Below are 23318 nucleotides of genomic sequence, written 5' to 3'. Positions count from 1 at the left end.
CATCGCTGACGAAACCGATCTGATCAGCACCACTGCTAACGAATTAATCCGAATCGCCGGCCCGCACGGCAACCAAGCCGAGCGACTGGCGCGTCTGGACTGGGACGGCGTCCTGCACTTGCGCGGCTATTACTGGCGCCGCGCGCAAGCCTTGTACGGCGACCGGATCGGCCAGCGCCGCTTATTGGACAAAACCACGATGAACACGATAGATCTGGGCCTGATCAATACCCTGTTTCCGGATGCCGAACTGGTGTTTTTGCTGCGCGATCCGCGCGACGTTTGCCTGAGCTGCTTCATGCAAACCATGGTTCCGACGCCATCCACGGTGCAATTGCTGACCTGGCCCGGTACCGCTCGATTTTACGGACAGGTGATGGATTGGTGGCTAACCGTCAAGCCGATGTTGACGATGGACTTCGTTGAACTGCGGTACGAGGACGCGGTATTCGACTTTGAAGCGACGTTCCGACGAGTGTTCTCGCTGATCGGTCTGGATTGGGACCCGGCCGTGGCGGAATTCCATAAGCGAGCAGCCGGTAAATACATCGCCAGTCCGAGTTACGAGCAAGTCGCCAAGCCCCTGTACTCTTCGTCGGTCGGCCGTTGGCGCCATTACGCTGGCGAGTTCGCCGAGATCGAAGCCGAACTGAAACCCTTTCTTACGGCGCTGGGCTACGACTGAAAATTGGCCGGCGCATCGCGGGCGGGCGCCAGCAGGCAGCACTGGCGATGCCTGGCGTTGGGTAAAGCGCGGACAACGGGTATCGGGCGGCCCTTGATTACGGCCATAGCCCCTTCCGCGCCCTTCTTTTTCATTTTCCGGGAAGAAAAAAACAGGTACGACCGTCCGGATAACGCCGTGCCCGCCGAAATTTTTCGCTCGGGCAATACCCGCGCGTCAGGCCAAGCCGACAAAAGCCAGCAATTCCTGAAGTTCCTTGGCTTCCAGCTCGTAGAACGAATGGGCGCGCACCCGTTCCGGCAGGACGACGTCGCCGTAACGCACCCGGATCAGGCGGCTGACCTTGACGCCTTGCGATTCCCACAACCGGCGCACCAAGCGATTGCGACCCTGCTTGACCGTCACGTAAAACCACTTGTTGGCGCCCTCGCCGGCATAAAACCGCACGTCCTCGAAATGGCCGGGACCGTCTTCCAGCTCCACGCCGGATTTCAAGCGCTCCATCATATCGTCGCCGACCTCGCCCAGGATACGCACCGCGTACTCGCGTTCAACCTCTCGCGACGGGTGCATCAAACGGTTGGCCAGCTCGCCGTTATTGGTGACCAGCAGCAGGCCCGAGGTATTGATGTCCAAACGGCCGACCGCGATCCAGCGGCCGACGGCCAAGCGCGGCAGTTGGGTGAAAATCACCGGCCGGCCTTCCGGATCGCGCCGGGTCACCAATTCGCCGACCGGCTTGTGGTACACCAATACTCGGGTCGGTTGCTCGGCGTATTTTTCCCATTTGACGATGCGGCCGTTGACCGCCAAATGATCGCCCGGTTTCAAGTGATAACCGGGCTGGATGCGGTTGCCGTTGACCGTCAGTTTGCCTTCTTCGATCCAGCGCTCGATTTCGCGCCGCGAGCCTAAACCGGCTCTGGCTAGAAATTTCTGGATGCGTTCGCCGCTGGCGTCAGTGGAGAGTGCGGTCGGGAGCGTCGCCGGACCGGGTTTCGTCGAGGCCGGTTTCGTTGAACTCGGCTTCGAGGGGTTCGCTTTGCGCTTGGGCGGCTGAGCCTTCGCCGACTGGGGTTTGCTCGGTTTGCGGTCTTTCACGGGATTCCTGGGGTGCTGGCGGTTGAGCGGACGGGCCGAGGTCCATTTCGACAATCTCTTCCAATGGCGGTAATTCGCTCAACGACGTTAAATTGAAATAATCCAAAAATTGTTTGGTCGTGCAGTACAACGCCGGCCGGCCGGGGACTTCCTTATGGCCGACCACCTTGACCCACTCGCGCTCGAGCAGCGTCTGGACGATGGAGGTGCTGACGCTGACGCCGCGAATGTCTTCGATCTCGCCGCGCGTCACTGGTTGCCGGTAGGCGATGATGGCCAGGGTTTCCAACAAGGCTCGCGAATAGCGCGCGGGGCGCTCCTCGAACAGCCGGCCGACCCAATGCGCCAAACCTTCCCGTACCTGAAAACGGTAGCCGCTGGCCAGATGTTTCAGGCCGACCGGCCGATCGGCGTAATCGCGGGCGATTTCTTCCAACGCGACCTGAATCGCCAGCGTATCCGGCTGCTCCAATTCGGGAAAGGTTTCCTGAATCTGTTTCACCGTCATCGGCCGGTTGGCGGCAAACAGAATCGCTTCGACGATGCGCTTGGTGTTCACATTGGCCTCCAACGGATAATCGAAGACCGTGAGCCCTGGTTCGCGCCGCTCGACAACCGGAACCCGCCAGCCGTCGGCCAAGGCCAACGGCAATCGCGGGGCGCGCTTACGCGGGCTAACGGCGGCCACGGCCGGCCGTGGCGCCTGCCAAACGCCGCGCCGACCGGAAGGCAAACGCGCCGAGGACTTGTTGCGCTCGACCGATAAGGACGCCGCGACCGAGCCATGCCAATCACCACGCCAATCCGCCGCCAAGCGCGCCTTGCTAGGCCTAAAGCCAATCGAAACATTGACATCGTTGGCCGCCGGCTCAACCTTTGCGACTGCCTCGGTCGGCGTGGCGCTCCCGTTACCGCGTTCGGCGGTCCAAACCCGTGGAAAACGCACGGCCTGACGCCGGACCTGCACGTAGACCGTGACCGGCTCGAGCTTGGCTCTGGGTTTGCGCGGTTTGGCTCTGACGGGAACATCGGCGAGAACAGCGGACGGCAGCTCAGTCGCCTGTAGCGGTATTGGCGCGGAGCCGGACGTGGATACCGGCGTAAGGCTCGGGCTGGAAGATGTCGATGAGTCGCTCCTTGGAGAGTTCAAGGATGGCAAGAAACGCGACAACCACCCCGTTTTTTCCTTCACTTCGGGTAAAACACGTTGAGAAATGGAGCTGATCTGCTCCGTCAAGTTTTTCCAAAATGGCTGCCATTCGTTCACGGACTGATAAAGGCTCTTTACTGATATGGTGGTGGCTGAGGCGTTCGGCGCGCTTCAAGACATCCTGGAAGGACAGCAACAGCTCGCCGAGCTCGATGTCCGGCAAAATCTGCCTGATGCCGATGGTCGAAACATCGACTACCGCTTCGAACGTATCGCGTTCGTGGCGCGGCAAGCGGTCAATTTCCTCGGCGACTTTTTTGATCGCTTCGTATTCCTGCAATTTGCGGATCAGGAAGGCCCGCGGGTCTTCCTCTTCTTCCTCGCTTTCCGGCTGGCGCGGCAACAGCATCCGCGATTTGATTTCCGCCAGCAACGCGGCCATCACCAGATATTCGGCCGCCAGCTCCAGGCGCAAATGGTCCATCATCTCGATGTAAGCGATGTACTGCTTGGTGATTTGGGCGATCGGGATATCGAGAATATCCAGATTCTGCCGACGGATCAAATACAGCAACAAGTCCAGCGGCCCTTCGAACGCATCCAGAAACACTTCCAGTGCATCCGGCGGGATGTACAAGTCGTCAGGCACCGTCTGGAACGGCTCGCCGAGTACCAGCGCAATCGGTTCCGGCGTCGTTTCGACCGGTAACTCCGCCACGTTCATCGGTTTAAGCGAACATCCGCTCGGCGCTTAACGCACCCATACGAAACCGGTTCACATGCCGGCGAGCGTGAAAAACAATTGCTGCGCATAAAACATCGGATACGCCAGCAAAAAGCTCAGCACGTCGGTCGCCAGTAAAATCAACAGCACAATGAAACCGTAACGTTCGAACTGGTTATAACGCCATGCCCAGTAATCCGGCAACAACCCGGACAACACCCGGCTGCCGTCCAGCGGCGGAATCGGTAGCAGGTTGATCATCATCAAGACCAAGTTGATGGTGATACCGGCCACGCCGCTGTAGATCAACGGCATCGAGACGAATTCGAACTCCAGCGCGACCCCTACCCTGGCCAGCAAGGCCCAAGCGAGCGCCATGCACAGATTGGCCAACGGACCGGCCAACGCCACCATCATCATGGCTTTTTTGGGCTGTTTGAAATTACGGGCGTCGATCGGCACCGGCTTGGCCCAACCGAAGATAAAACCGGTAAACGTAATCAGCAGCAGGCCGGGAATGATGATGGTGCCGAGCGGATCGATATGTCGCAACGGATTCAGCGTCAAACGGCCTTCCCGTTCGGCGGTTTTGTCGCCGTAGCGTTTGGCCATCCAGCCGTGGGCGACTTCGTGGCCGGTAATCGCGAAAATCACCGGCAGACTCCAAACCACGACACGCTGCACCAAGGTCAATTCTTCCATCATACTCTCAAGCCTCCAGCATCGGCGCGAGGCCTATGCCCTGTCTGACGATTTCGATGCCGTTGTCTCCGCAGGCGATCACGGTCGTGGCGCGCGCTTCGATATACCCCGTGCTCATCACCAAATCCAGTTCGTGCTCCAGGCTGAGGCGGATTTCGTAAGGATCGCTCAACGCCTCTTCGTCGCCCGGCAAAATCAAGGTCGCGGTCAGCAGCGGTTCGCCCAGTTCTTCCAACAACATCGCCACCACCCGATTGTCCGGGATTCGGACGCCGATGGTTTTTTTCTTGGGGTGTTGCAAGCGCCGGGGCACCTCGCGGGTGGCATCCAGCAAAAACGTAAACGGCCCCGGCGTCAATTTCTTGATCAGCCGATGGGCGTCGTTACCCATCTTGGTGAAAGTCGACACCTGGGTCAGATCGCTACAGCACAACGTGAAATTATGCTTGTCGTCGAGCCGGCGAATCCGACGAATGGTGTCCATCGCCGCCTTGTCGCCGATATGGCAACCCAGCGCGTAGGAGGAGTCGGTCGGATAGGCAATAACGCCGCCGCTCCGGACAATTTCCGCCGCCTGCCGGATCAGGCGCTGCTGCGGATTGTCCGGATGAATCTCGAAGAACTGTGCCATTGACCAGATGAAACTGCCGCGTGAGGGCGGCATTGTACCTTATCTTTCCGATTCCTTTTTCGCCACTTTGTCGCGCAGGTAGACAGGCATCGCCTCCTCGACCGGCACCGCCAGCCCCTTCAAGAAGTCGTGCGCGCCCAATTGAGCGACACAGGCGGCGCGCGGCCAAACGTCGACTTCGACGCCTTGCACCAATTCGCCCAGGCATTCCGCCAACTGGGCGCAATACACGCCCCATCCCGAACCGACGCCGTAGCCAACGGCTTCCGGGAAGGCCACCTCACCGGCCGGCGTCACGACTTCGATACCGAGCAACTTCGCGAATTGTTCGGTATCGCGCTGATACACCGCCCAGTAAATTTCATCCATCCGGGCGTCCATCGCGGTAAAAGCCAGCTCGGCCATCGGCTGCTTGTTAAAAAAATCCTGGGCGATGGCGGCCAGCGTCGACACCGGCACCACCGGCAGATCCGCGCCGAAGGCAATGCCCTGAACCACGCCGCCGGCAATCCGGGCCCCGGTGAACGAACCCGGACCACGCCCCACCGCAACCGCATCGAGTTGCCGTGGCCGCAGTTCGGCTTCCGCCATCAGCTCGTCTATCATCGGCAGAATCAGTTTGGTGTGGTCGCGTGGCGAGACGGCGAAGCGCTCGGCGATTTCGCCGTCGCAGAACAACGCCGCGGAACAGGCATCGGTGGAGGTTTCTACTGCCAGTAATTTCATATTCAGTACGAGTAACAGAGTGAGTCAAAGCGCGTCCGCTGCTCCGCCGGCCGGATCCGGGCCCCAGTATCGAGCTAATTCGATACGTCGTTAAAAAACCGCCGCACATCCTCGATGTCGCGACTACGCCGCATCGCCGGCACGCTATCCAAAAACATCTGTCCGTAGGAACGCTTTAACAAGCGCGGATCGCAAACCATCAGCACGCCGCGATCGTTGACATCGCGGATCAGGCGGCCGACGCCTTGCCTGAGCATGATAATCGCACTGGGTAATTGGTGTTCGAAAAACGGGTTACGCCCTTGTTTTTCGATGGCGTTCATCCTGGCCTTCAGCACCGGATCGCCGGGCGACGCGAACGGCAGTTTGTCGATGATCACGCAGGATAACGCATCGCCGCGCACGTCCACGCCTTCCCAGAAACTGGCGGTCGCCAACAGTACCGCGTTACCCAGCTCCTTGAATTGATCCAGCAAGGCGCCCTTGGAACGGCTACCTTGCACCAGCAGCGGGTGGTCGAGCCGGCCGTCCAACAACTGGGCGGCGCGTTGCAGGGCGCGATGGCTGGTAAACAGAAAGAAGGCCCGGCCCCGGCTGGCTTCCAGCACCGGCAACGCGAACTCGACGATCTTATCGGTGAAGTCCGGATCGTTGGGCTGCGGCAAGCCCTTGGGGTGGTAAAACAGCGCTTGATTCGGGTAATCAAACGGACTGTCCCAACTCTGGCTTTCGGCGCCGCTCAAACCCAAACTGCGCGAGAAATGCGCGAAATTATTGGCGACGCTTAACGTGGCCGAGGTAAATATCCAGGCAGCCTTGTGGCGGGCCATGAAGCCGCGAAATTCCTTGGCGATGTCCAGCGGCGTGCGGCTGAGCGTGAAGGACTTGTTATAGGTTTCGTACCATTTGATCCACTGCCCGTCCCGGTCGTTGATCAGCGTTTCCAGTTGCATGTCCAAGGCTTCGGCGCGATCGAAACAAGACTCCAGGCCCTTGCTCCGCACCGACGCGCGCTCAAGCTGGTCGGTCAAGCGCGCCAGTTGTTTTTGCAAGGATTCCAGCGCGCCGGCGATCTTCGGGTTGGTCTCGATGTCCTGCCAGTCGCCGCGCCGCAATTCCAAGCCAAAGGCCAGACGCATGTCCTTGACCTCGTGCTGCAAGTCTTCGCAGGCGGTGCGCAGATCCGGCATATCCTTGGCGTCGGTGAAATACTCGGCCAGCGCGTCGTCGGCCAGATCGGTCAACTGTTTGCCGCTGATCGTCACGCCGAGAAAATTGGATGCGGTATCGGCCAATTGATGGGCCTCGTCGATGATGACGACTTCGGCGTCCGGCAACAATTCGCCGAAACCGGTTTCGCGAATCGACCAATCGGCGCACAGCAGATGGTGGTTAACGACCACGACATCGGACTCTTGGGCCTGTTTGCGGGCCTTGACCAGAAAGCAATCGGCGTAATCGGAGCACTCCTGGCCCAAGCAATTATCGGCGGTCGAGGTGGCGTGAAACCAGATCGGGTCGCCGTCTTGCACGTCGGCGACCTCGGAAATGTCGCCGACCTTGGTGCGTTTACCCCAGGCCTGAATCCTGGCCAGCGCCGCGGCGTCTTCCCGGCTATAGCCGAAAGCCGAATTCAAGGCCTGATCCAGGCGGTAAGTGCACAGGTAATTGGCCCGTCCCTTCAGCAAACTGGTTTTGAACGGCGTCCGGGCCAGCGCCTTGCGGATGACCGGAATGTCCTTGTTGAACAATTGATCTTGCAGATTCTTGGTGCCGGTCGAAACGATGACCTTCTTGCGCGACAGGATGGCGGGAATCAGGTAGGCGAAGGTTTTGCCGGTACCGGTGCCGGCCTCGGCGATCAGATGTTGCCCGGCGGCGATAGCCTCGGCGATGGCTTGCGCCATTTCGATTTGCGCGGCGCGCGGCGCGTAACCGGGGATGGTTTCGGCCAACGCGCCGGCATCGCCAAAGATGTCGGCGAGTTCGGCCATTTGCAACTCAGCGCGGTGCCGGTATCAATGGCTGAAAAAACTGTCCGCCTTGGCCTTGGCTTCCTTGGCGCCTTGCGGATTTTGCTGCATCTGCCGGGCTTCGGAGATCAGCAGCCAACTTTTGCGCTTCAAACTCAGATCGCCGCCGGCCAACAGCGCGGCCTTGCCGGCCAGCTCCTCGGCTTGGGGCGCCTTATTCTGCTTGAGCCGCAACAAAGCCAGTTTGTAGGTCAGCAGCGGATTGCGGGCGTCGATACGCAAGGCTCGTTCCATCACCACCACGGCGGCGTCCAGGTCGCCGGCGTTGCGGCTGCGATCCGCTTCGCCGACCAGCGCAATCACGGCCGGCGACGTGCCGCTGGGGATAGGCGCATCCTCGATGTTCAGCCGCACCGCCTCTGCTGTCGGCGCCACCGGCGTCGCGGTGGCCGACTCAACCGGCGGCGTCAACGGCTCGGCCCGGAACGCCGGCAGATTCGGTTCGTCCTTAAAATTGGTGGTGACCTCTTCGATGGCGTAAGTGCCGGTGCCGGGCACATTGGACGGCGCTTTTTTGGCGACCGCCGCCGGCGCCTTCTCCTTGGCGGCCGGATTTTTCTTGGCCTGAGCTTTCTTGGCCGCGGCCTGACCGGCGCTCGGCCTGGGCGGCTCGGATTCGGAAAGACCGGCGCAGGCGGACAATAACAGCATCAACGGGAACAGGACGAGCAAGGATGATTTCTTCATTAAACCTTAAAACAGTAAAGGTGTGGATTTAAAACAACTGGATGTCCGGGTCACCGCCGGTCTGATTGGCGGCCTCGAACAACGCCAGCGCTTCCTCGATGGATTTGCCTTGATGAATCGCGTCGAACATCACCTTTTCCGCTTCCATCGTGTAGCGGCCGCGGATCGCATCCTGCAATGCACACCATTCGGCGGGATTATACAACCTGTGCGGGGTATCAATCATCGCCGACAAATCCTTCAGGTTGGCGGACACATGCTGTAGGCATTGTTGTAGCCGGTCGTAAAACTGAAATTCGACGATGGCTTCGTCGATCCTGTGGCGAGCGGCATCGCACTGGGCCAGAGCCGCTTCCCGATTTTCGCTCTCCACCAAGGCCGTCAATTGTTCGCGAATCGCGGCAAGATTTTCGACCATGCCGGTAAACGCCATGGCCAGCGCATTCACCGAAGCATCGCCGTCTTTCATGCTACCGTCCATCTGCGCGGCGGATACGGTCAACAGCTTGATGGTTTCTCGAATCTGGCTCCAATCCAAATCGGGCCGGCTTGCGTCTGAATAGGTCATAGTCATGGGAATGATGGACAAACCATTACAAAAATGCAGTATCGGGATTCTAGTTGAATCGCTCGAGCAACACAAATCACGCCAACCGGTGAAGGCGGCGGCCACACCCCAAAAATGCGCGCCGACTCCTGAAGAATTTGACGCTGGCTCGGCGGATGAGTTAGAAAGGTAGCGGAGCGGAAAGCCGCCAAAGTTACTTCACCCCATCGTTCAAGGACTCCATGAATATTCAATCTTCGGGCAAAAAATTGTTTGTGCTGGACACCAACGTATTGATGCACGATCCGACCGCCATCTTCCGCTTTCAGGAACACAATATTTTTATTCCAATGGTGGTCCTCGAAGAACTCGATCATGCCAAAAAGGGTTTATCCGACGTTTCCCGCAACGTCCGCCAGGTCAGCCGTTTCCTGGACGAACTGATCCGCGACGCCAATCAACAGACCATCAACGACGGCCTGCCGCTGTCGCGCATCGAGCACGGCCTGGCCGTCGACGCCGATTACGACGGTCGCTTGTACTTCCAAACCAAGCAATTGTCGCACTTGTTGCCCGACAATCTGCCCGGCCAAATCGCCGACAATTCGATTTTGAGCATCGTACTGGCCTTGGGTAAGGAATATCCCGACGTCAACGTCATCCTGGTGTCCAAGGACATCAATATGCGCATCAAGGCCGCCGCGCTGCAACTGAATGCCGAGGACTACCACAACGACCAAACCATCGAAGACATCGACTTGCTGTACAACGGCACGATGGCGCTGGATGCCGATTTTTGGGAGGAAAACGGCGGCAAGATGGAGTCCTGGCAGGAAAACAACCACACTTTCTACAAAGTCAGCGGACCGGCGGTGGCCGATTGGTTTCCCAACCAATTTGTGTATCTGGACGATGAATCGGGTTTCGAGGCCATCGTCAAATCCTGCGACGGCCAGAGCGCGGTCTTGCAACTGGCCCGCGATTTCCGTACCAAACACAACAGCATTTGGGGCGTCTGCGCCAAGAACCGCGAACAAAATTTTGCATTGAATGCATTGCTCGATCCCAACGTCGATTTTGTCACGCTGCTGGGGACCGCCGGCACCGGCAAGACCCTGCTGGCGCTGGCGGCCGGCTTGTCGCTGACGATGGAACACAAGCTGTATCAGGAAATCATCATGACCCGCGAGACGGTGCCGGTCGGCCAGGACATCGGCTTTCTACCGGGCAGCGAGGAAGAGAAAATGGCGCCGTGGATGGGCGCGCTGATGGACAATCTGGAACTGCTGGGCAGCCGCTCCGGCAATACCGAATGGGAGCAAGGCGCCTCGCAAAACGTGCTGATGAACCGAGTCAAAATCCGTTCGCTGAACTTCATGCGCGGCCGGACTTTTCTGAACCGATTCCTGATCATCGACGAGGCGCAAAATCTGACGCCCAAGCAAATGAAAACCTTGATCACGCGCGCCGGCCCCGGCACCAAGATTATCTGCATCGGCAACCTGGGCCAAATCGACACGCCCTATCTGACCGCGACCAGTTCCGGCCTGACCTACGTGGTGGACCGCTTCAAGGCCTGGGAAAACAGCGCCCACATCACGTTGCGGCGCGGCGAACGCTCGCGGCTGGCGGATTTCGCGTCGGACAATTTATAACAACGGCCAGGACTGGCCCGGATACGGCGCCGGGCGGGCGCGGTTTTCGTCATGACGGGGATTGCCGGCCCAAACGCCGACCGGCGTGGCCGCCATCGCCGCCCGGACCGCGCCGGCCAGCAACCCTAAGTTAGGCTGGGGTCGGCGATGGATTCAGCCATTCGGCATTCGACGGCGGCATTTCGGTAGAAGCACCAGGGGATATTTGCACGCCGATTTTAAGTGGCTTAAGCGCTCGTGCTAGGCCATCGGGTTCTCTTCTTGCGCTTGCTTGGCGGCTCGCGCTCCGGCGTTTCCCGATGGACGCCTCTATCCCACAAACTTTTGGCGTATCCTCGGGGAAGCCGGGGGACTTCTGATTTTTGGTTAAATATCGACGCTGATGCCATCGGATTTCGGCCAGGCCGTCAATACGGCATTGACAACGGTCGCCAACGGGATTGCGAAGAACACGCCCCAAAACCCCCACAAGCCACCGAAGAACAGGATAGCGACAATGATCGCGATCGGATGCAAATTGACTGCCTCGGAAAACAACAAGGGCACCAATATCACGCCGTCCATCGCCTGAACCACGGAATACGCGACAAACACGTACATGAAGTGATCGCCGTTCGCCAAGCCCCATTGCAAATACGCCACCGCCAACACCGGTAGCGTGACCAGCGTGGCGCCGATATAGGGAATCACCACCGACAAACCCATCAAAACCGCCAGCAACATCGCGTAATTCAGATCCAGCCACCAAAACACCAGAAAACTGATGGCCCACAAAATGAAGACCTCGACGAATTTACCGCGCACGTAATTGGCGATCTGCCTATCGACCTCTCGCCATACTCGCAAGCTTAAATGGCGATCTTTCGGCAAAAACTGTTGAAACCAATTCAGCAAGACTGCCTTATCCTTGAGCAGAAAAAACACCATCATCGGCACCAGAAACAGATAGATCACCAGCGCCACTAAGCCGACGAAGGACTGAGCCGACCCGGAAATTAAGTCCTGACTGTATTTCAGCAAGTCCTGCTGAACCGAAAACATCAGTTGGCGTATCCGCGCCTCGGTAATCAACTCCGGGTGACGCTCGGGAAACCGCATGATTTCGGTTTCAGCGCTGTGTATGAAGTCGGGAATATGCTGGACCAGTTGCACGGTTTGTTCAGAGACGACCGGAACGAGCACGAACAAGACGAAGCCGAATACGGTCAGAAACGTGAAATACACCAGATGCACCGCCACGATGCGGCTGACTTTCCGCTCGGCCTTCACCACCATGCCCTCGAGCAAATACGCCAATACGATTGCGACGAACACCGGCATCAACAGGCCCAACAGGCTGTAGATCAAGACCGAGCCGACCAGTAAGATGATGGCCAACGATACGGCTTGAGAATTGGGCAAAATCCGCTTTAATAACCGCGTCAGCAGCCGGGAATTGGCGTGGTCGCCGTATATCATCATTCAAAATCTCCAGGTGGCGGCCGCAACCGCCACCGCGGTCGGACACCGCCAAGTAAAGCGGAAAAGAAACACGATGGCCGATTTGGCGCTGGTCGAAACTCGGTCAACGCGTCAAGGCCAAGATTTGCGCGGCGATCCGTTCCAGCGGCACCACGTGGTGAGCCGCTCCCAAGCGATAGGCTTCGCCGGGCATCCCCCAAACCACGCTAGTGGCTTCATCCTGTACGATATTGACAGCGCCGGCGTCGCGCATCTCCACCATGGCCTTGGCGCCGTCCGCTCCCATGCCGGTCAACATCACGCCGATCGCGGCCGAGCCGGCCTGCTCCGCGACCGACCTGAACAAGACCTCCACCGACGGTTTATGCCGATTGACCGGCGGCCCATCCAACAAGCGGCAAACCCAACCTTGCCGCTCCAACGCCAAGGCCAGATGCCGATCGCCTGGCGCGATGTAGATATGGCCCGCCATCACCGGTTCGCCGTCGCTGGCCAGACCCGCCCGCATCTCGGTCGCGTCGTTGACATGTTTGGCAAACGAAGCACTGAAGGCAACCGGCAAATGCTGTACGACCAGAATGGCGGGCGCGGTGCTGGGCAAACCGCCCACCAGCAAACGCAAGGCTTCGGTACCGCCGGTTGACGAGCCTAACGCGACAATTTTGCGAGACGATGCCGTAAACCGCCGGCCGGTCTCCGAGGCAGGCGCAGTCGCGGACTCCGCCGCGCGCGCTCGATTGACATCCCACACCTTCATGTTCGCTTTTGCAGCTGTTCTTATTTTGTTAACGATTTCATCGGCGTATTGCCGCAGGTTTTCGGCGCTGTTCAATTGCGGCTTGGTAACAAAGTCCACCGCGCCCAGAGCCAACGCCGCCATCGTCGCCTCCGCGCCCCGCTCGGTCAAAGTCGAAACCATCAATACCGGCATCGGCCTTAGCCGCATCAAATTGCCCAGGAAGGTCAAGCCATCCATCCTGGGCATTTCAATATCTAACGTTAACACATCCGGATTCAGCGCCTTGATTTTTTCCCTGGCTTCGTAAGGGTCGCCGGCGGTTCCAACCACTTGGATATCATCAACTTCTTCGACGATTTTTACCAATAGCTGCCGAATCAATGCAGAATCGTCGACGATCAATAATTTTATTTTCTTCATCCCATATTACCCCGTGAACAGTTCGACACTACCTTCCGACACCGTGCCGTTGACAATTTGCTGGTAACTGGACTCGCGCCGCACGATCGTATCGTTGTTCAATTGTTCGAGCGTTTTAAGCTTCACCGAACCGGTGCGCGGATCGAAGATAATCTTGCGCGGAAAAACACCGCCCAAGTCGCAGGACACCAATGTCAGGCCTTCCCGTTCGACATAGGCCAACACGAATTCGACATTGCTGACGCCGACCCCACCTAGGTTCGCAACGACGCTGGCGCCGCCAAACAACTTGATTTCCAGGTCCTGCCGACATCCACCAAAATGCAAAACGCCGTTGATCAAGAACTCCATCGCGAAATTCCCGTAACGCGAGGCCTTGCCGAGGAATTCTTCCTCGGGCGTGGCAAAACGGCCGTGGCCGGTGCGCGGCAACATGAAATGATTCATGCCGCCGACGCCGGTGCCTCGATGATAAACGCAAGCCGCGACACAGGAACCCAAGACTGTCGTGATCAGCTCCGCCCGGTCGGTAACATAATAGTCACCGGGCAACAGCTTGGCGGCCAGTATCCCGCGCTGGCGGTCCCAGTAGCGATTGATGTGTTCGAATCCTTGAATCGGCGGCTCCTCGAAAGTACCCGCCGTCATCGCTCCGACTTGCGGTAAACCGTCTGCCCCAACGCTTCGAATCCAGTATCGAGCTGGTGTAGCGACTCCGAATGACCGATGAACAAATACCCGCCGGGTCGTAGCGCTTGCCAATAACGCTTCGCCAACGTTTCCTTGGTGGTCCGATCAAAGTAAATCAGCACGTTTCGGCAAAAAATCAAATCGAAGCCGCTCAGCTCCGGCCAATCCCGCATCAGATTAAGCTGGCGAAACTCAATGGCTTCGCGCAACGCGGCTTTGACTCTCACTCTGCGATCTTGCCGACCGACACCCTTTTGAAACCACTGCCTCAGCCGCCGTTCGTCCACGCTCGCGACCGCTTCGAGCGGATAAACTCCGTCGGCGGCCGTCCGCAGAACTTGAGTATCCAAATCGGTTGCCAGTATTTGACACCGCCAATCCGTCGGCAAATGTTCTTGTAACGTCATTGCCAACGAATAGGGCTCCTCGCCGGTCGAGCAACCGGCCGACCACGCCCTCAGAGTCTTTCGCCCGACGGATTGCCGACAAATTTGCGGCAATGCCTGTTTTGCCAGAAATTCGAAATGATGGTTCTCGCGAAAAAAAGCCGTGAGATTGGTCGTCACCGAATTGATAAATTCGGTAAATTCGCGGTCGGGATGGGCGCTCAAATAGTCGGCGTAGGACCGAAACGACGATAGGCCCAAAGTGCGTAAGCGTTTGACCAGACGGGAATAAAACATGTCGAACTTGTCGTCGGATACCTGAATGCCGGAATAGTCGCGAGACAGCTGTCTAAGCCGGTCGAAATCGGCGCGCGTGTAGGCGAATTCGCGCTGGCTATCGCGCACGGACATTGGACTGTCGGTCAAATCCGGCACCCGACCCGCTTAGAAAAAACCGGCGTAAGTCTGATCGACTTCCAACAACTCGGCAATGCCGAGCAATTGGGCAGCCTCGACAAAACGGTCCGACGGGAAATCGAAACTGACTCGCTTGCCGGCTTCCAGCGCGGCCCGCTTCAACACCAACAGTAGTTGCAAGGTCGCGGTATCGACCAGGGTCACCGCCGACGCATCCACTTCGATGTCCCCGGCTTCCGCCATCGCCGTTATCAGCCGTTCGCGCAAATCGCAAACGTTCTGGATGTTTTGTACCGCCTCCAAACTGATGCGCGCGACACCGGCCGTCGTCTTTGGCGACGTTCCGGCGGCGTTTTCGGCTTCCGCTTCCGCCAAGACCGGCGCGCTGGACAGCGGGATAGCCAAAGCCTGGCTCGGATCGGGCAAGTTCTCGGCGCCAGACTCGCGCAACCAAGCCAAGGGGTCGTAACCGATCAAACTGGGTTCGCGTTTATCCGCCATCAGATCACCGTTCCGGTCAAAAAATCACGCGCCAACGCGTTGAAATCCCGCGCCGAGCGACAACCCGGCCGGTACTCGAATATCGTCTTGCCAAAACTCGGGCATTCCGCCAGAAATGCGGTTTCGCGTATTGGTGTCGCCAATATCTTGCCGCTGAAATACTCGCGCAGGGTCCGCAACACATCTTGCGACAAACGCCGCGTCGGCACGTAGCGGGACATGATCAAGCGCAGCAAATAGCGTTTGTTTAGAGCCGCCTCGAATTTCAGCAAGGTCCCCATCAAATGCGACAAACCCTGCAAGGCGAGATAATCGCTGGTCATCGGGATCAAAATCTCGTCGGCGGCCATCAATGCGTTCGCCACCAGAATGCCGGACGACGGTGGGCAATCGATGACCACGAAGTCGACCTCCATCAAACTGCCGGCCAGCGCGATGGCCAACAAGTCGCCCCGGTGAGTTTCGCCCTGACTGAGTTGTTCGATTTGCTGCAAACGCGGCCCCGGCGGAATCAACAACAAGTTTTCCCGAGCCGTGACCGCGCAAGCATCCAGCTTGGCGCCGCCAAGCATCGCTTCGTCCACGCCCAGCGGATTGTTGGCGGTGACACCCAACGATACGGAGAGATGGCATTGCGGGTCTAAATCGATCACGGCTATCCGATTCCCCATCCTAGCCAGGGCATGGCAAAGATTGACCGCCGTCGTGGTTTTGCCAACGCCACCTTTCTGATTCAGAATCGCGATGATGCGCCGGCTCATGGCGCGGCGCCGAGATCGACAAATTCTTCCGGATTCAGCAATTTATCGACATCCAGGACCATCACCATTTGCTGTTTGGCCACGTAAATACCACGCATGTAGCGAGTGTCAATCCTGGTCCCCAGATTCGGCGCCGATTTGATATCGGCGGGATCGACATCCAGCACATCCGAAACCGCGTCGGCAATAACACCCATGACCGCTTGCTCGCCTTCGGCTGTCTCCACGCACGTCACAATCACCACCGTGGTCGGCGTATATTCGACTCGCTCAATTCCGAAGCGTATCCGCAAATCAAGAACCGGCACAATGGTCCCGCGCAAGTTGAGCGCCCCGACGACACACGCCGGCGTATCAGGTAATTTACGTACCGGCTCCCAGCCGCGAATTTCCTGGACTTTCAAGATGCTCAGCGCATAGGCGTCGCCGGCCAATTCGAAAGTCAAAAATTGTTCGATGTTTCGGTCGACTACGTTATTGTCGTTCATGGGGAATTACCCGGTTGATTCGGCGATCACTGCTTTCGATTAGAAATCTTGCCACTCGTCATCGCTGGTCGCCGACTTGAATACCGGGGAACTGGGGCGCTTGCTGATGCCCGACGCGGCGCTTTTCGTGATTGATTCAATACTTGCCGCCGGCTTTTGCGGTACGCCGACCTGCCGTTCGTCCAGCTTAAAAAACGATAACAGCTCCACCATATTCATCGACAAATCGCTCATCGATACGCTGGCCGCCGAGGCTTGTTCGGCCAACGCGGCGTTTTGTTGAGTGATCTCGTCCATTTGCGCCACCGCCTGATTGACCTGAGCAATGCCGGCCGATTGCTCGGCACTGGCGTTCGCGATTTCAGCGACGATATCGCCGACTTTTTTGACACTGGCGACAATCTCGACCAGCGCCTTACCGGTTTGATTGACAAAATCGGTCCCAACCCGAACTTTTTGCACGCTGGACTGAATCAGCTCCTTGCTTTCTCGCGCGGCGGTAGCGCTGCGTTGCGCCAAATTTCTCACTTCGGTCGCGACCACCGAGAACCCGCGGCCTTGTTCGCCGGCTCTGGCCGCTTCGACCGACGCATTCAGCGCCAGCAGATTGGTCTGAAAGGCAATTTCGTCGATAACGCCGATGATGTCGGCAATTTTATTGCTGCTTTCATTGATATCCTGCATGGCCTTGACGGCGGCAGTGACGACACTTCCTCCCTTCTCGGCGAGTTCTCTGGCATTGTCCGCCACCTGATTCGCCTGCTGGGCATTCTCGGCGTTGTTTTTGACGGTGCTGGTCAACTCTTCCATGCTGGCCGCGGTTTCCTCCAGGTTGGCGGCCTGTTGTTCGGCGCGTTGCGACAGATTGTTGTTGCCGCTGGCGATTTCCCGCGACGAATTGTTAATGAAATTCGCCGATTCGGTGACCTCGCCGAAGATGTCGCCCAGCTTGTCGATCGTACTATTGATATCGTTTTTGCACGCCAGGTAGACGCCCTGATAATCGCTGGTAATTCGATTGCTCAGATTGCCTTCGGCCATGCTTTTCATCGTGCTGCCGACTTCTTCGAAGACCCGCTCGATCACATCGGTCAGGTCATTGATTTCTTGACTTAGCTTGGCGAAAAAGCCTTGTTTGTCGTCGAGCGCCAAACGCTTGTCCAATTGCCCGATCTTGACGCTTTGGACGATGGCCTCGATTTCCCGTTCTACCTTGACCTCGCGCGTGCGATCGAGCCACTCGACCACGACGCCAATACGAGAGCCTTCGTCGTTGACGACCGGGTTGGCGACGATATTCATATGCCGACCACCGATAACCAATTGCGAGCTAAAGGTTTTTGCCAAACCGGCCATTAATCCGCGCTGATGCGCCGGGTTTTGGTGGAACTGATCGATATTGGCGCCAAGCAAGGCGTCGGCGTCGAAATTCGGGAGTTGCCGACGAATGTCGGCCTCGGCGTTTTTGAACATGGCCTTGACGGTGTTATTCATGTAAATGATGTCCAAATCGTTATTGGCCACCATCACGCAAGACTCGACATTGTCCAACGCCTGTTTGATTCGCGTGGCTTCGTAGGCGACCTGTTTCGAATAGGCTAAATCGGCGATCAGTTTGACTTGGGTGGTGTACAACGCCCGGTTGAACGCGCCGATCTGATCGTTGCAGTTTAATTCGATCGAATTCCTGAATTGATCGTCGGCCAAGCGGTAACAAATCCGGGTGGATTCGCGCAAATGTTCGCGGATGCGGCGTACCACCGATAGGCCTATCCAACCCCCAACCGCCATCGTGGCGCCGGCCGCGACCGCCATCTGATATGCATGGTCGGCAATCGCCAACGCAATCCAAATCAACGAGGGCAATGCCAATAGCCCCCCGGCGATCGCCAATTTGGTACCGATGCCAATGTCGGCCAATTTCGCCCACGCCGCCCGCGCCCCCACCGGTCGGATCGTGGCCTGTTTGTTCGCCAATTTTTCGTAGAATGCTTCGGCATGACTGATCTGTTCGCGGCTGGGCGCGTAGCGGACCGACAAATATTCGTAAACCTTACCGTTTTTTTGAACCGGCGTGACGTTAGCCTCGACCCAGTAAAAATCGCCGGATTTGGTGCGATTCTTGACCGGCGCGGTCCAGGGACGCCCCGCCTTGAGGCATTGCCAAAGATCGGCGAACGCCGCCTCCGGCATGTCGGGATGGCGGACCAGATTGTGGTTGGCGCCAATCAATTCGTCCTTACTGAAACCGCTGATTTCAATGAACGCTTCGTTGGCGTAAGTGATGATGCCCTTCAAGTTGGTCCGCGTCACCAGCACCGTACCCGGTGTCATCGTGACTTCGCGGTCGGTCACAGGTTGGTTCACTCTCATTGCAATTTCTCCGTTGAAATTCGGCCTTACGCATCACTGAGTCCGACTTTCGTCGGCGGCATCTAAAACTTCGAGCTTTAACAAGCGATCGACGTCGAGCAACATCACCATCTCGTTGCGCACCGACGCAAGTCCCGATAGAAATTCGGTACTGACCTTGGTGCCAAAATGCGGCGCGCTTTGGATTGTGCTTTTTTCGACGTCGACGACATCGGAAACCGCATCCACGACCACGCCCATGACTTTTACCGATGCCCCGGCATTGACCTGCAACACCACCACAACGGTCATCGGACCGACTTGACCTGTACCCAGCTGAAAGCGCTCGCGCAAATCGATGATGGGTACGATGGCGCCCCGCAAGTTGACAACACCCTTTTCGTAAGACGGTACGTTGGGTATCCGCGACACCGGCTCCCAGCAACGTAGCTCCTGCACCCGCAGAATATCGACGCCGTAGAGCTCCTCGCCCAAAACGAAAGTCAGAAATTGCCGAATATCGCCGGACTTATTGGCGACTGCTGGCGCTGCATCGCTCATATTGCCTCCGTTACCATTCGCAAGTTTCGTTCATTGATTGGCCAAGGCCACCAATCCCGGAATATCCAGAATTAGCGCCACCGAACCGTCGCCCAGAATCGTCGCGCCGGATACGCCGTCCACCCGTCGATAATTGGCTTCCAGCGACTTAATCACCACTTGTTGCTGGCCGAGCAGATCGTCGACGAATAGACCGCAACGCACGCCATGGCTTTCCACGACCACCAACAGCCCATCGGTCAATTTCGTCGCTTTGGCGCCCGGCACCTGAAAAATTCGATGCAGGCGGATGATCGGCAAATATTGGCTGCGCAGGTGGAAGGTCTCGCCCTTACCAGCCACCCGATTGACTCTGTCGTCGCTGATATTCAACGACTCGACAATCGCGCCGAGGGGCAGGATATAGGTCTCCTCTCCCACCGCAACCGATTGGCCATCCAGTATCGCCAAGGTCAGCGGCAAATAGATCGCGAAGGTGGAACCCTTGCCCAATTCCGAAACAATTTCGATATTGCCGCCCAAGGCTTGAATATTGCGCCGCACCACGTCCATGCCGACGCCGCGTCCGGAAATGTCGGTCAGCTTGTCCGCGGTCGAAAAGCCGGGCAGGAAGATCAGTTCGTACAACTGCCGTTCGGATAAAACGGCGTCCGCGCTAATCAAGCCTTTTTCAACCGCTTTCGCGCGCAACTTGGTGCCATCCAAACCCTGACCGTCGTCCTTGACTTCGATGACGATATTGCCGCCGCGGTGGTAAGCCTGCAACGTCACGGTACCGATCTCCGGCTTGCCAGCCGCCTGACGAACCTGGGGCATTTCGATGCCATGATCCAAGCTGTTGCGAACCAAATGGACCAAGGGATCGGCCAATAATTCGACCACGGTCTTATCAACCTCGGTGTGTTCGCCAATCAGCTTCAATTCGATTTTCTTGCCGAGTTTAGTACTGAGATCATGCACCAAACGCGGAAAACGGCTGAACACAAAACTAACCGGCAACATCCGGATGTTCATGACGCTTTCCTGCAATTCGCGAGTGTGGCGCTCAAGTTGGGTCAAACCGTTGCGTAATTGGTCCAGTTTGCCGGCTTCGAAACGCTCGCCGACCAAACTCAGCATCGATTGGGTGATGACCAGTTCGCCAACCATGTTGATCAAATGATCGATTTTCGCGATATCCACTCGAATCGAACCGGTGTTTTTCGCGGCTGGCTTGGCTTCTTCGTGAACCGACACCGGCTCGGCGCTTTTAGAGGGGACTGGAGTAAATGGCGGCTGGGCGGGTGTCGCGGCCGCACCCACTTCGCCCTGCCGATCCTCGGCCATGGTGGGCACCGAATCGCGTTTTGCTAACGGGTAGATCGCAAGATCGCAATCATTTTCCACCCAGTCGAACACCTCCGCGACATCATCGCGCCCCAGATTGCCTGTTAAAGCCAATGTCCAGGACAGGTAGCATTCCTCGGGATCCAAATCGAAAAAGCTCGGTACGCCCTGCAAATCGACAGTAACCTTCATATCGCCCAAGCCGGCCAGTTCGCGGAACATCCGTACCGGTTCGTTGCCGGTTTTCAGTAAATGCCGATGCGGGCTGAACGCGATCGCCCACCCGCTTGCCGCGAAATCGCTCGTGTCGGCCTCATTGGGTTGAGGAGCGGCAGCAGAGTCACTGCCGCCTTCTAGGGTATCGGAATGCTCGCCGGCTAGTTCGGCTGCCAACACGGCTTTGGTTTGACCGATGCGCGTTTGATTCAACGGCTCGGCATTTTTCAAGCATCCAAGCATGTCTCTGAGGCAATCTACCGATTCCAGCAAAGCCCTCACGGTCCCTTCGGTCACTTGCCGACGACCGTCGCGCATTTCGTCAAGCAAGGTTTCCATGCCGTGAGTAAAGTCGGAGACTTCGGCAAAGCCGAATGTCCCGCTGCCACCCTTGATCGAGTGTGCAGCCCGGAATAAGGTATTGATCGATTCGGCATCCACCGAACCAACATCAAGGCTTAACAACCCGGATTCCATCACATCAAGCCCTTCGAAACTTTCTTCGAAGAAGACTTGATGAAACTGGGACATGTCGATAGTCAACGGCGCCTCTCAAGCAGTGGCTTAACCCAATACCTTTTGGATCGTTTTCAACAACTGCTCCGGATTAAACGGCTTGACGATCCAGCCGGTTGCCCCAGCCTCCTTACCCTGTTGCTTTCTATCCATGCCGGCCTCGGTGGTCAGCATCAGCAACGGCGTGAATTTGTAGTTCGGCAGAGCGCGCAAATCCCTGATCAGTTGTATACCATCCTTGTTCGGCATGTTGACATCGGTGACAACACAATCGAAGGCTTGGCTTTTCGCTTTATTGAGCCCGTCGACGCCATCGACGGCCTCCACGACGTCGTAACCCGCTCCTTTCAAGGTAAAACACACCATTTGGCGCATCGACGCGGAATCGTCCACTGCAAGTATCGTGGCCACTGAGATCTCCCCCATAAATACTGAATTTGACATCCGCCGCTGGCAAACCGGCGAAGCGTTTTATTGCCTGGAATAGACAAACTGGCGATATCAACCTAGGTTAATCGCCAGTATAGTTAACTGTAACAAGATTTCCGGCGAAGCTCATGCGCCCCTCAGGCCCATGACCCGAATTTTGCGAAGCAGTCGTCAGATACATAATCAAAACTGGTCATTGGCCTCCTTGCTGCCTTCAAAAAGGCCGCTTGCCATCGAAGTAGACTCCTCAAGCGGACTCACTCGATCGTATCCGTTAGCATTGATGCACTCGGGGTAAAAGCCATTCATCGCGTCTAAAGCCTGAGGAAGGCGTCCGCTGGCGAAAGGCCCCTGATCCGCCAAACCATTAAAACTCCGGTAATCACTTATAAAGTCCGCCGTATCAATCGCACTACTCGTTCTACCATTCGGCATAAAGACCATGCCTTAACTAACTGATTGAATTAACGTTACAATTTCGCTACTTTTGTTGTAAATAAACATATTGAAATCCTCAGCGAAAGTCTTGAAACTGGCAGCCCACCCCCTGAAAGTCGGTCGTTTCTAATCTAACCAAGCCCAACGGAGGACAATATGAAAGTCGTTTTAATGCTGTTTGCCGGATTATCGATCGGCGCAATCTTAGCGGTTGCCACAATTCAATTATTTCGGGCACTTTATCTGGAACTCAGCTCCTTTTTCCTTGAAGCGTGGCATAGCGCCGATACGCAGTCGCCACGATCAACGACTTGCGATAGAATCTAATAAAGGCGGCTTGCGGACTGACATGCCGGCCGGTTGCTTACTGTCTAGCGGGCGTCGTATAACGGCCATTACCTTGGCTTCCCAAGCCAAAGACGTGGGTTCGACTCCCATCGCCCGCTCCAAGCGTCTAGCGCAAAGTTTAGGCTCTCTGCCTCTTGAAAAGATGGCATTCGACGTTCGGCATTTTTGAGTTAGATTCCGTTGCATGCAATCGTTGGGTTGTTTGCTGAAATCGTCAAATCCATTGCCGCGCTGTCAAAACCAGCATGGTAGGCACAAATCCCCAAATAGCCAATAAAGTGACGCTGGATCGTTAGCTTGCGCACTTCCGAGCCAAGCAGCACGCGGAACGTAGCCGACAAACCGCCGCTCCAAAGAGGATATTGGCTTCCCAGAGCTTTATTGCTCATGGCATTAAAAGGCTGCACGGAAAACACTGGAATCCAAACTGCTTCATCGATTGACGACATCGAATCGAACTTAATCGATCAGGCAATAAAAAACCCGCCAAGCCTTACAGCTTGCGGGTTTCTGATCTTCCTTGAGCTTCTCTGAATCGAGAAATGGTGGCGACACCGGGAATCGAACCTGGAACCTCGGGGTTATGAATCCCGCGCTCTAACCGGTTGAGCTATGTCGCCACTGACAT

At 57.1% G+C, this 23318-nt stretch carries 24 protein-coding genes and 2 tRNA genes; 4 read left to right on the top strand and 22 right to left on the bottom strand.

The window, feature by feature from the left end; translation table 11 throughout:
* Window positions 1-685 (top strand): sulfotransferase family protein (locus AC3B8H_RS00370; protein ID WP_488439644.1); only part of this gene is annotated, 685 nt, incomplete at its 5' end.
* 216 nt (window positions 686-901) lie between these two features.
* On the opposite strand, the gene rluB is transcribed toward AC3B8H_RS00370, so the two are convergent.
* The 9 genes from rluB to AC3B8H_RS00325 all read right to left on the bottom strand — a co-directional run bounded on the left by rluB (window position 902) and on the right by AC3B8H_RS00325 (window position 9007).
* Entirely contained in the window at window positions 902-1627 is a 726-nt protein-coding gene (gene rluB / locus AC3B8H_RS00365; protein ID WP_488439645.1) for a 23S rRNA pseudouridine(2605) synthase RluB, read from the bottom strand.
* Between the two features lie 16 nt (window positions 1628-1643).
* On the bottom strand, window positions 1644-2732 hold the full coding sequence (gene scpB / locus AC3B8H_RS00360) for an SMC-Scp complex subunit ScpB (RefSeq protein WP_488439643.1): 1089 nt from the start codon (window positions 2730-2732) through the stop codon (window positions 1644-1646).
* A gap of 106 nt (window positions 2733-2838) precedes the next feature.
* Window positions 2839-3660 (bottom strand): segregation and condensation protein A, encoded by an 822-nt coding sequence (locus tag AC3B8H_RS00355; RefSeq protein ID WP_488439642.1) that lies wholly within the window; start codon window positions 3658-3660, stop codon window positions 2839-2841.
* A gap of 51 nt (window positions 3661-3711) precedes the next feature.
* Window positions 3712-4365 carry a site-2 protease family protein gene (locus tag AC3B8H_RS00350; protein WP_488439641.1) on the bottom strand — a complete coding sequence of 218 codons (654 nt, stop codon included), beginning with the start codon at window positions 4363-4365 and terminating at the stop codon, window positions 3712-3714.
* 4 nt (window positions 4366-4369) lie between these two features.
* On the bottom strand, window positions 4370-4993 hold the full coding sequence (locus AC3B8H_RS00345; RefSeq protein ID WP_488439640.1) for an L-threonylcarbamoyladenylate synthase: 624 nt from the start codon (window positions 4991-4993) through the stop codon (window positions 4370-4372).
* A 39-nt stretch (window positions 4994-5032) separates the two neighbouring features.
* A complete protein-coding gene (tsaB, locus tag AC3B8H_RS00340; protein WP_488439639.1) occupies window positions 5033-5719 on the bottom strand; it encodes a tRNA (adenosine(37)-N6)-threonylcarbamoyltransferase complex dimerization subunit type 1 TsaB in 687 nt (228 codons plus the stop codon).
* A gap of 74 nt (window positions 5720-5793) precedes the next feature.
* On the bottom strand, window positions 5794-7713 hold the full coding sequence (gene yoaA, locus AC3B8H_RS00335) for a DNA repair helicase YoaA (protein WP_488439638.1): 1920 nt from the start codon (window positions 7711-7713) through the stop codon (window positions 5794-5796).
* Window positions 7714-7737: 24 nt separating this feature from the next.
* Window positions 7738-8439, bottom strand: a complete 702-nt coding sequence (locus tag AC3B8H_RS00330; RefSeq protein ID WP_488439637.1) for a tetratricopeptide repeat protein — start codon at window positions 8437-8439, stop codon at window positions 7738-7740.
* 28 nt (window positions 8440-8467) lie between these two features.
* A complete protein-coding gene (locus AC3B8H_RS00325) occupies window positions 8468-9007 on the bottom strand; it encodes a hypothetical protein (protein ID WP_488439636.1) in 540 nt (179 codons plus the stop codon).
* A gap of 221 nt (window positions 9008-9228) precedes the next feature.
* Between AC3B8H_RS00325 and AC3B8H_RS00320 the strand changes: the two genes are divergently transcribed.
* The gene (locus AC3B8H_RS00320; protein ID WP_488439635.1) at window positions 9229-10641 is read left to right on the top strand and encodes a PhoH family protein; all 1413 of its coding nucleotides are present in this window, start codon (window positions 9229-9231) and stop codon (window positions 10639-10641) included.
* Between the two features lie 366 nt (window positions 10642-11007).
* Here AC3B8H_RS00320 and AC3B8H_RS00315 read toward each other — a convergent pair whose 3' ends face one another.
* The 11 genes from AC3B8H_RS00315 to AC3B8H_RS00265 form a co-directional block, all read right to left on the bottom strand.
* Complete coding sequence (locus tag AC3B8H_RS00315) at window positions 11008-12102, bottom strand: AI-2E family transporter (protein WP_488439634.1); 1095 nt, start codon at window positions 12100-12102, stop codon at window positions 11008-11010.
* A 103-nt stretch (window positions 12103-12205) separates the two neighbouring features.
* Window positions 12206-13261, bottom strand: a complete 1056-nt coding sequence (locus AC3B8H_RS00310; protein ID WP_488439633.1) for a protein-glutamate methylesterase/protein-glutamine glutaminase — start codon at window positions 13259-13261, stop codon at window positions 12206-12208.
* Between the two features lie 6 nt (window positions 13262-13267).
* Window positions 13268-13909 (bottom strand): chemoreceptor glutamine deamidase CheD, encoded by a 642-nt coding sequence (locus AC3B8H_RS00305; RefSeq protein WP_488439632.1) that lies wholly within the window; start codon window positions 13907-13909, stop codon window positions 13268-13270.
* Window positions 13906-14748: a CheR family methyltransferase gene (locus tag AC3B8H_RS00300; RefSeq protein ID WP_488439631.1), complete on the bottom strand. Its 843-nt coding sequence runs from the start codon at window positions 14746-14748 to the stop codon at window positions 13906-13908. The genes AC3B8H_RS00305 and AC3B8H_RS00300 overlap by 4 nt, the downstream gene beginning before the upstream one ends.
* A 33-nt stretch (window positions 14749-14781) precedes the next feature.
* Entirely contained in the window at window positions 14782-15255 is a 474-nt protein-coding gene (locus AC3B8H_RS00295; protein WP_488439630.1) for an STAS domain-containing protein, read from the bottom strand.
* Window positions 15255-16016 (bottom strand): ParA family protein, encoded by a 762-nt coding sequence (locus AC3B8H_RS00290; protein WP_488439629.1) that lies wholly within the window; start codon window positions 16014-16016, stop codon window positions 15255-15257. Before AC3B8H_RS00290 ends, AC3B8H_RS00295 begins: the two co-directional genes overlap by 1 nt.
* The gene (locus AC3B8H_RS00285; protein ID WP_488439628.1) at window positions 16013-16504 is read right to left on the bottom strand and encodes a chemotaxis protein CheW; all 492 of its coding nucleotides are present in this window, start codon (window positions 16502-16504) and stop codon (window positions 16013-16015) included. The genes AC3B8H_RS00290 and AC3B8H_RS00285 overlap by 4 nt, the downstream gene beginning before the upstream one ends.
* 39 nt (window positions 16505-16543) lie before the next feature.
* Window positions 16544-18877 carry a methyl-accepting chemotaxis protein gene (locus tag AC3B8H_RS00280; protein WP_488439627.1) on the bottom strand — a complete coding sequence of 778 codons (2334 nt, stop codon included), beginning with the start codon at window positions 18875-18877 and terminating at the stop codon, window positions 16544-16546.
* A 33-nt stretch (window positions 18878-18910) separates the two neighbouring features.
* Window positions 18911-19417, bottom strand: coding sequence for a chemotaxis protein CheW (locus AC3B8H_RS00275; RefSeq protein ID WP_488439626.1), 507 nt, complete (start codon window positions 19415-19417; stop codon window positions 18911-18913).
* Window positions 19418-19447: 30 nt separating this feature from the next.
* Complete coding sequence (locus AC3B8H_RS00270) at window positions 19448-21502, bottom strand: chemotaxis protein CheA (RefSeq protein ID WP_488439625.1); 2055 nt, start codon at window positions 21500-21502, stop codon at window positions 19448-19450.
* Window positions 21503-21523: 21 nt separating this feature from the next.
* Entirely contained in the window at window positions 21524-21886 is a 363-nt protein-coding gene (locus AC3B8H_RS00265; RefSeq protein WP_488439624.1) for a response regulator, read from the bottom strand.
* Between the two features lie 612 nt (window positions 21887-22498).
* On the opposite strand from AC3B8H_RS00265, the gene AC3B8H_RS00260 reads away from it, so the two are divergent.
* Together AC3B8H_RS00260 and AC3B8H_RS00255 are read left to right on the top strand one after the other, a co-directional pair.
* A complete protein-coding gene (locus tag AC3B8H_RS00260) occupies window positions 22499-22669 on the top strand; it encodes a hypothetical protein (RefSeq protein ID WP_488439623.1) in 171 nt (56 codons plus the stop codon).
* 47 nt (window positions 22670-22716) lie between these two features.
* Window positions 22717-22791, top strand: a tRNA-Gly gene (locus AC3B8H_RS00255).
* Between the two features lie 69 nt (window positions 22792-22860).
* Here the strand turns inward: AC3B8H_RS00255 and AC3B8H_RS00250 are convergent.
* Complete coding sequence (locus tag AC3B8H_RS00250; protein WP_488439622.1) at window positions 22861-23139, bottom strand: hypothetical protein; 279 nt, start codon at window positions 23137-23139, stop codon at window positions 22861-22863.
* Between the two features lie 94 nt (window positions 23140-23233).
* Window positions 23234-23310, bottom strand: a tRNA-Met gene (locus tag AC3B8H_RS00245).
* Window positions 23311-23318: the final 8 nt, after the last annotated feature.

It is taken from the genome of Methylomonas sp. BG-2 (genome assembly GCF_057766305.1).
Note: the sequence above shows the minus strand (reverse complement) of the source record. Positions and strands in the feature narration are given on the sequence as shown.